Source organism: Mesorhizobium sp. M7A.T.Ca.US.000.02.2.1, from assembly GCF_003996995.1.
Lineage (GTDB): Bacteria > Pseudomonadota > Alphaproteobacteria > Rhizobiales > Rhizobiaceae > Mesorhizobium.
Window position 1 is genome coordinate 1 of sequence record NZ_RZTT01000278.1, and the last position, 8139, is coordinate 8139.

The 8139-nt window shown below is 63.5% G+C and carries 8 protein-coding genes and 1 pseudogene; 4 read left to right on the plus strand and 5 right to left on the minus strand.

Annotation, left to right across the window (positions count from 1 at the left end; genetic code table 11):
• Positions 1-49 precede the first annotated feature (49 nt).
• From EOD15_RS23140 to EOD15_RS23150, 3 genes are read right to left on the minus strand one after another with little or no spacing between them, the layout of a single operon-like run.
• A complete protein-coding gene (locus EOD15_RS23140; protein WP_127321117.1) occupies positions 50-1090 on the minus strand; it encodes a sugar ABC transporter substrate-binding protein in 1041 nt (346 codons plus the stop codon).
• 39 nt (positions 1091-1129) lie between these two features.
• Positions 1130-1894 (minus strand): ATP-binding cassette domain-containing protein, encoded by a 765-nt coding sequence (locus EOD15_RS23145; protein WP_127321116.1) that lies wholly within the window; start codon positions 1892-1894, stop codon positions 1130-1132.
• Positions 1891-3057: an ROK family transcriptional regulator gene (locus EOD15_RS23150; RefSeq protein ID WP_127408860.1), complete on the minus strand. Its 1167-nt coding sequence runs from the start codon at positions 3055-3057 to the stop codon at positions 1891-1893. The genes EOD15_RS23145 and EOD15_RS23150 overlap by 4 nt, the downstream gene beginning before the upstream one ends.
• A gap of 219 nt (positions 3058-3276) precedes the next feature.
• Here EOD15_RS23150 and EOD15_RS23155 point away from each other — a divergent pair, with 219 nt between their 5' ends.
• From EOD15_RS23155 to EOD15_RS36910, 3 genes are read left to right on the plus strand one after another with little or no spacing between them, the layout of a single operon-like run.
• The gene (locus EOD15_RS23155; protein WP_127321939.1) at positions 3277-4455 is read left to right on the plus strand and encodes a M24 family metallopeptidase; all 1179 of its coding nucleotides are present in this window, start codon (positions 3277-3279) and stop codon (positions 4453-4455) included.
• On the plus strand, positions 4442-4828 hold the full coding sequence (locus tag EOD15_RS36905; protein ID WP_245463742.1) for a M20/M25/M40 family metallo-hydrolase: 387 nt from the start codon (positions 4442-4444) through the stop codon (positions 4826-4828). Before EOD15_RS23155 ends, EOD15_RS36905 begins: the two co-directional genes overlap by 14 nt.
• The gene (locus EOD15_RS36910) at positions 4825-5247 is read left to right on the plus strand and encodes a M20/M25/M40 family metallo-hydrolase (protein WP_348629432.1); all 423 of its coding nucleotides are present in this window, start codon (positions 4825-4827) and stop codon (positions 5245-5247) included. The genes EOD15_RS36905 and EOD15_RS36910 overlap by 4 nt, the downstream gene beginning before the upstream one ends.
• Positions 5248-5296: 49 nt before the next feature.
• On the opposite strand, the gene EOD15_RS23165 is transcribed toward EOD15_RS36910, so the two are convergent.
• Positions 5297-6601, minus strand: coding sequence for a M23 family metallopeptidase (locus EOD15_RS23165; protein ID WP_127321941.1), 1305 nt, complete (start codon positions 6599-6601; stop codon positions 5297-5299).
• Between the two features lie 151 nt (positions 6602-6752).
• A complete protein-coding gene (locus EOD15_RS23170) occupies positions 6753-7220 on the minus strand; it encodes a peroxiredoxin (RefSeq protein ID WP_127321942.1) in 468 nt (155 codons plus the stop codon).
• A gap of 95 nt (positions 7221-7315) precedes the next feature.
• Here EOD15_RS23170 and EOD15_RS23175 point away from each other — a divergent pair.
• Positions 7316-8139 (plus strand): annotated as a pseudogene (locus EOD15_RS23175) (hypothetical protein); the annotation flags it as partial.

Below are 8139 nucleotides of genomic sequence, written 5' to 3' on the forward strand. Positions count from 1 at the left end.
GTGAAGGGGCAGGCCCCGGGCCGTTACGGCCCGGAGCGCTTTCAAATGACTATTCGACCGGCTTGACGGTGTCCGTCGGCGGCTTCTGGTTGCCCCAGAAGGCCGGGTTGTCGACGTTCTCCTTGGTGATGGCGGCACCGGGGATCTTGATGTTCGGACCCCAGGCTTCCTTGGTCACGGTCGATTTCAAGCCGAGCACGTCGTATTCACCGGGCTTGATCTCTTGCTTCTTGACGATCTTGTCCATGAACATCGCGACAGCCGCGGCCTGCGCGTAGAGCGGCTGCTCGATTTCGGCGTTGAGCCAGCCCTTGCGGATCAGGTCGAGGCCGACCGGAGCGCCGTTCGAGCTCATCAGCATGACGTCGCCCGGCTTTTTGCCGGCCGCCTCGAGCGAGGCGACGGCAGCGACCGAAAGGTGCGCGGCATGGCTGAAGATCAGGTCGATGTCCGGGTTCGCCAGCATCTGGTCGGCAACGATTGTGCCGGCATTGCTGGCTTCCCACTGCATGGCCGGAAGCGAGATGATCTTGACGTCGGGAAACGCCTTCATCTTCTCCTCGAAGCCCTTCTGGATGTCGAGCGTGTAGGGATCGCCGGGATCGCCGAGGACTTGCAGCACCTTGCCCTTCACCGAACCGTGCTTTGCCTTCAGCAGCTTCTCGGCCTGGTCGGCGGCGACGTAGCCGATCTCGACCGTTCCGGCGACAGAGGTGAAGTCGGATGGCGTCGAGGTGATCTGGCGGTCGAACTCGACCACCGGGATGCCGGCGGCCCGGGCCGCCTCGATCGACGGTTTCAGTGCATTGAAGTCGACTGCCGCCAGGATGATGGCCGCCGGCTTCAGCGCGATGACATCGTTCATCTGCGATTGCTGGGCGTCGGTCTTGTTGTCGGCGTTCAGCGTCTTCATCTCGTAGCCGGTCTGCTTCAGGAACAGTTCCAGCGCGCTCACCGAGCCGGTCTGGAACTCGTCCAGCAGCGTCGGCACCATATAGTAGACGACACCCTTGGACTGGGCGAATGCCGGCGTGAGCGTGGCAAAGGCCAGTGCAAGGATACCGAAGACAGCAAGAAGTATTCGCTTCATGTCGTTAGCTCCTCTTAAGCCGGACCCCTCTTTTGTCCCTCAGCCTGTCGGTCCGGCACCGGCAAGCGTCTCACCGGTGATCATGTTGATCACCGCATCGGGACTTGTTTTATTGCGTGCGACATCGCCGGCCACGACGCCCTGGCGGATCACCACGATCCGGTCGGCGACCTGAAAAGCCTGCTGCATGATATGGGTGATGATGACGACGCCGATGCCCTGGTTCGCCACCTGGCGGATCATGTCGAGGCCGCGCCGTGTCTGTTCGACGCCGAGGGCGGCGAACGGTTCGTCGAGCAGCACCAGCTTGCCGCCCCAGTGCACGAAACGGTTGAGCTCGATGGCTTGCCGCTGGCCGCCCGAGAGATGCTCGACATTGGCCCGCAGCGAGGGAATGCGGGTGCCGGCATTGGCCAGCGCCTTTCCAACGACGGCTTCCATGGCGTGCTCGTCGAGCACGGGAATGCCGAGAAACTTGCGTGTGATCTCACGGCCCATGAAGAAATTGGCGACCACGTCGACATTGGTGCACAGCGAGAGATCCTGGTAGACGGTCTCGATGCCGGCCGCCTTGGCCTCGGCCGGTGATTTGGCAAGGAATTCCTTGCCCTCGAACAGCATGCGCCCGGAGGTCGGCTCCAGTCCGCCCGATATGATCTTCACCAGTGTCGATTTGCCGGCGCCGTTGTCGCCCAGCAGCGCCACGACCTCGCCCTTGCAAATCGAGAAGCTGATCCCCTTGAGCGCTTCGATCGCGCCATAGTTCTTGGTGACGTTGTCGAGCACCAGCAGGGGTTCACTCATGCCGCAATCTCCCTGCCTTTGAGAAGGTCGCGCTCGCGTTCGCGTTCGGCCGCGAACATCTGCCCGAAGCGAGGTGACAGCACCCCGGAAACCGCAAGGGCGGCGGCGCCGCGCAGCACGGAATGCTGTCCGCCGCGCGCGACCACAACCCTGGGCGTCGTGCGGTCCTTGCGGGCCGAGACAGAGTTGTGCAGGCCTCCGGCCGAACCAGCCAGCATTTCGAGCAGGTCGGTGGACGCCAGCCCGCCGAGGATGACCGTCTCCGGGTCGAACAGGTTCTCGATGACGGCGACGGCGCTGTGAAAGATCGGTGCGACTTCGGCGACCCAATCCGCCTCGCTGCCGTTCCAGCGCCGGAGTGCCTCGAGCGACAAATATCTTTCGAGACAGCCGCTGTTGCCGCACGGGCAGGCCTCGCCGCCCGGAATAACGGGAATGTGCCCGATCTCGCCGGCATTTCCCCAGGCGCCGCGCAAGGCGCTGCCGTCATGAACCATGACGCCGCCAAGGCCAACGCCGAAATAGAGATAGTAATATTCGGAAAACTGGGCGCCGAGGCCGTAGAGGCGCTCGCCCATCGCGGCCGCTGCCATATCGGTTTCAAAGAAGGCCGGTAATCCGGTGGAGGCCGCCAGCCGTTCGCGCAGCGCCACATCCTTCCAGCCGGTCATGGTGGTTGGCCCGACGAAACTCATGGACTCCACGTCGAATGGGCCAGGCAGGGCCATGCCGACGCCCAGCACCCGCCCGCCAGCCCGTAGTCTGGTCAATTCCACCACCATCGCCCCGATCAGCTCGAAGGCGTGGTCCGGCGCCGCGTTCGGCGCCTCGCGGTAGATGCTCTCGATCACGTCGCCGCTCAGATTGATCAAGGCGGCGCTGATACCAAGCGGAGTGATGTGGATGCCGACGGCATAGCCGCCATCGGGGTTGATCCGGAGCGTTGCCGGCGGCAGGCCGCGCCCCTTCGGCTCTTCGCGCAGCGACAGGATGTAGCCTTGATCTTCCAGTTCGCGAACGATGGTCGATACCGTCTGGACGGTGAGGCCGACGCGCCGGGCGATCTCGCCGCGGGCGATCGGTCCATGAAGGCGGATGGACTCAAGCACGATGCGCCGATTGTACGGCCGCCCGAACTCCTGATTGGTCCCCCGCAGTGCCATGCCTTGCGCCCCTTAAGAGAGCGTAACTTGGCACCGCTTATTTATTCAGTCAAATGGAATTCAAAAATAGTCAGATAACGAAGCCCGGGTCGAAAGCAGGAGGACGTATTCGGTTCAGGACCTGCTCACACGCCGCCCTGGCTGATTGCCGCCTGATCGAAACCCCTTCAATGGTGAGCGAACCCCGCGACCGTTGATCCGACAAAGCATGGAGCAAAGATGATCGAATTGCCGTTTGCCCGCGACGAGTACCAACAGCGGCTTCGCAAGATCCGCACCGAGATGGCGAAGCGCGGTCTCGAACTCCTTGTCGTCAACGACGTTGCCAACCAGCATTACGTCACCGGCTACGATGGCTGGTCGTTCTACACGCCGCAGGTGGTGCTGGTCCCGATCGAGGAGGTCGAGCCGGTCTGGATCGGGCGCGCCATGGATGCGGCCGGCGGTCTTCTGACCGCCTGGATGAAACCGGAAAACGTGGTCGGCTTTCCAGAAGACCATGTTCAGCGCGTCGATCGCCACCCCATGGACTGGATCGCGAGCTGGATCGTCGCCAGGGGCTGGGGTGTCAGACATATCGGCATCGAACTCGAAGCCTATTATTTCTCCCCCAAGGCGCACGCCCGGCTTGTCGCGGGACTTCCAAATGCAAAATGGCATGATGCCGACCTGCTGGTGAACTGGATCCGCGCGGTCAAATCGGCGCCCGAGATCGCCTATTTGCGCAAGGCGTCCATCTTGGCCGAAGCGGCCGTCACGCGGGCCTTCGAGGTGATCGCACCGGGTGTTCGCGAGTGCGATGCCATCGCCGCCATCCAGGCGGCGCAGATTGCGGGCAGCCCGGATTTTGCCGGCGACATCACCGCGCTTCCACCGACAATCCTCGGTGGCGAGAATGCCTCGGCGCCGCACATCATGTGGAGCGACAGGCGGTTCGGGGAAAATGAGACGATCGCGCTGGAACTTGCCGGCGTCTGCCGCCGCTATGCCGCCGGCCTCGCCAGGACCATGCAGCTTGGCAAGACGCCGACAAATGTTTCGGACACAGCAAAAGCGGTGATCGAGGGCATGGATGCGGTGCTCGACGCGGTCAGGCCAGGAACATCAGCCGAAGCCGTCGAAGCCGCCTGGCGCAAGGTCATCCAGCGCTACGGACTGAAGAAGGAATCGCGCATCGGCTACTCCATCGGCGTCGCCTATCCGCCGGACTGGGGCGAGCATACGATCAGCCTCAGGCCGGGCGACAAGACCGTGCTTGAACCGGGCAATGTCGTTCATTCCATCCTCGGCATGTGGATGGATGGCTGGGGCATCGAGATCAGCGAGACCATCCTGGTCACCGAAACCGGCCATGAGACCCTGACGAAGTTCCCGCGAGAGATCCATGTCAAATCCTGAGGGTTCGGCCACGGCGGGTGGTGTTGCGAAAACCGTGACGACCGATATCGACGCCGGAATTCTCGATCGGATGATCGAGGTCCGCCGCCACCTGCACCGCAATCCCGAGCTTTCGAACCAGGAGGCCGGCACGCAGCGCTATCTCAGGCAGATGCTGGTGGATCAGGGAATTGCCGACATTCGCGACGTCGTCGGCTTTGGCCTTGCCGTCGATATTGTCGGCACCGGCAAGCCGTCAAATCGAAAGGTCGCCATTCGCGCCGACATCGATGCCTTGCCGATCGAGGAGGAGTCCGGCGTCGATTATGCATCGACGAATCCAGGCGTGATGCATGCCTGCGGTCACGACGCCCATGCATCGATGTCACGTTGAAAGGCACCATCCGCAGCGGCAGCGATGCAACCCGCGAGCGGGCCTGGCGCCGCGTCCGTACGATAGCCGAGGGTACTGCGATGAGCCACGGGGCGCGTGCCGAGGTCGACATCCACAAGGGCGAACCCGGTGTCGTCAACGATGTCGAGATGACTGAGCTGATTGCCGCCAGCGCCAAGGCCTGCATCGGTGCCGACAACGTCCTCAGCACGCCCGGATGGACCATCGCGGACGACTTTGGCTACTACAGCGAAAAACGTCCTTCGGTCTATTTTCGGCTGGGAATCCGCAACGAGGAGATCGGATCGGTCTTTCCGCTCCATCACGCCCGGTTTCGTGTCGACGAGGCTGCGTTGAAGGTCGGCGCGGCCACCCTGGTTGCGGCAGTGACGGCGTTTCTGTCGACGGGAGCGCCTTAATCAGCCATCATGATGGTCATCGGCGCATGGGGCAGGAGCCCAGCATCGCTTACAGATACTGGGCGACCTTCTTGCCGACCGTGAGGAAGCGCAAGGGATCGATCGCTTCGCCATTGTGGCGCACTTCGTAGTGCAGATGCGGGCCGGTCGAGCGGCCGCTGCTGCCGGTCTTGCCGATGACGGCGCCGGCGTCCAGTTTCTCGCCGAGGGTGACGTCGATCTCGCTGAGATGCCCGTAGCGTGTCGCAAAGCCATTGCCGTGGTCGACTTCCACCATGCGGCCATAGCCGCCGTTCCAGCCGGCCTTCGTGACGGTGCCGGGCGCGGTGACCCTGGCGGCCATGCCGATCGGGGCCCTGAAATCCATGCCGGAATGCAGTGCCGCGGTGCCGAGGATCGGGTCGGTGCGCACGCCGAACGGGCTGGTGACGGAGTGGCCCGGTGCGGGGTTGGTCAGCGGCAACTGGCGCGCTTCCTTCTTGAGATGGTCGAGGGCGTCAAGCGCTTCGTCCAACTCCTTGACCTTGCTGTCGAACATCATGGAGCTGTCGAGCGGGATCAGCGGTCCGCCGACATCGCTGTCGCCCTTGCCGAAATCGCTGTCGACGGGCAGTCCGGCCGCCTCGAGCGCCTGGGTAATGGCATCGGCACTCTTGTAGGCATTGTCGGCAAGCGTGCTGATGCGGGTCAACTGGTCGCTCTCGATGGATTTCAGCGACTGGTTGATCGAGACGAAGAGCTTGTCGGCACGATCGGCGGCTGAATCGTTGGGCAGCGGATCGGAGCGGGTCGACCACAGCGAGAACGGCCTTGTGTCGCCGGCGCCGGGATCGGCGCTCAGGCTGGCGACCGCATAGTTCCGCGCGGGCTCCTTGATGCTGCCGGTCACTTCGGCGCGTTTGTCCGGCTTCGCAACCGCTGCCGGATCTTCGGCCGGCGCTGCCCCGACCTCGCTCTCGGCGCGTTCGAGCAGCGGGCCAAGGCGACCGTGACGCTGGCTCAGCTGGCTCTGCCGTTCAAGCAGTTCGCTGACCTTGGTTTCCATCAGCTGCTGGTCGAGCAACTGCCGGCTGGTGATGCGGTCGACCTGGGCGCGAAGCGCCGAAATGCGATCTTCATAAGCTTGCTGCATGCGCGCCTGACGCGCCGTGGTGGCGCCTATCAGATCGTCGCGCAGCACCAGATAGGAGGTGGCCATGAGGTAGCCGACGGCAATGGCGGCGAGCGCCGAGCCGATAAAGGCCGCCAGCCACGGCCGGATCGTGAAATGCCTGATCTCGTTGCCCCGGGCGATGATGACCGTATGGGGCTCCTTACGCCTGCCGAAGACTGCGGACTGACCGGTTGCGTTCACGGGACCAAGCTTTCGTTTACGACACCACGACAGCTTGACTACACATTATTAAGGTTAACAAAGGCTTGCAGCGCCGGCTTGCCCGCAGCGGTTGCCCGCCAGGCGTGCGTGAGGTTGTAAGGGAAACCGGGCCAACCTCGCCGGCTAAACCTCAAAGCCCTCGAACGGCCTCGAGCACCTCTTCCGCATGGCCCTTCACGCGGACCTTGCGCCAGACCCCAGCGATCCGCCCGTCGCGGCCGATCAGGAACGTTGCGCGCTCGACCCCCATATACTTGCGGCCATACATCGATTTCTCGACCCACAGATGGTAGGCTTCGATCACCTTGCGCTCCTCGTCGGCGGCGAGGTCGATGGTGAGATTGTACTTGGACTTGAACTTGTCGTGCTTCTTGACGGGGTCGGGCGACAGGCCGATCACCACGGCGCCGGCCTTCTCGAAGTCCGGCTTCAGCCGTGAGAAGCTGATCGCCTCCTGCGTGCAGCTTGTTGTGTCGTCCTGCGGATAGAAATACAGCACGATGGGCTTGCCGGACGATGCGGCAAGGCTGACTGATCCGCCGCCGTCCCGCGGCAGGTCGAATTGCGGCGCGAGATCGCCTACGTCGAGGTCAGCCATACCGATGCCCTTGTTTGAGGTTACGCGCGAAGCCACACCGATATAGTGTCGGACGGGGATTCGTCCACGATCGAGTTCGTACAACGGAAAATTGCGTGGATCAGGAGCGACCGCAGCACGAGAAGATCCGGTTCAGGCGTGATGAGATCACCGACCTGGGGACCTTTCCGTCCGCCTGCCGTGTGCCGCCGCTCGGTCAGGCTTCGATCGGACGCGGTTTTCGCATCCTGTCGCGACTGTTCGCCGGTCTGGTCGCTTTCGTGCTGCTGGCCGCCGTGCTCGTTTATCTGGTTGGCGCCTCCGGCATCGGAGCCGACCGGCTTCGCACCGAGGCGGAAACGGCGCTCGAGAAACTGGCGGGCGTCGATGTCAATGTCGCGGTCGGGCCTGCCCGCATCACGCTCGACGGTTCGAGTTTCATCGCGCTTCAGGTCAGCGACGTCAGCTTGAAGACATCGGACGGCAAGCCGATGGCCGATGCCGGCCGTGTGCGCTTCGGCGTGCGTCTGTTCCCGCTGCTGTGGGGAGACGTGCGGCTGACCAGCGCCAGGATCTCGGATGCCCGCATCGTCGTGGCTGCGATGCCGTCAGGCGGCGACTGGACCGCCGGCCTGCGCAATGCGGACGGCCTCATCGATCCGGAGAAGCTGTCCGCCGCGGTGTTCGGAAACATCAACCACGCACTCGATGCCGTGCGGGAGGATTCGCTGCGCCGGATCGATCTTCGCAATGTCGAATTCGTGCTGCCCGAAACCGGAGCGATCAAGCTCGTCAAGATCACCGACGCCACCGTCGTGCAGTCGGGCCCGGGCGGCATGCAGTTCTCGTCCACGGCCGACATCGACGGCAGGACGGCTACCGTTGCCGCTTCCGCCTCCCGCGATATCGCGGCGCACCGCGTCACGGCACTGGATGCGAG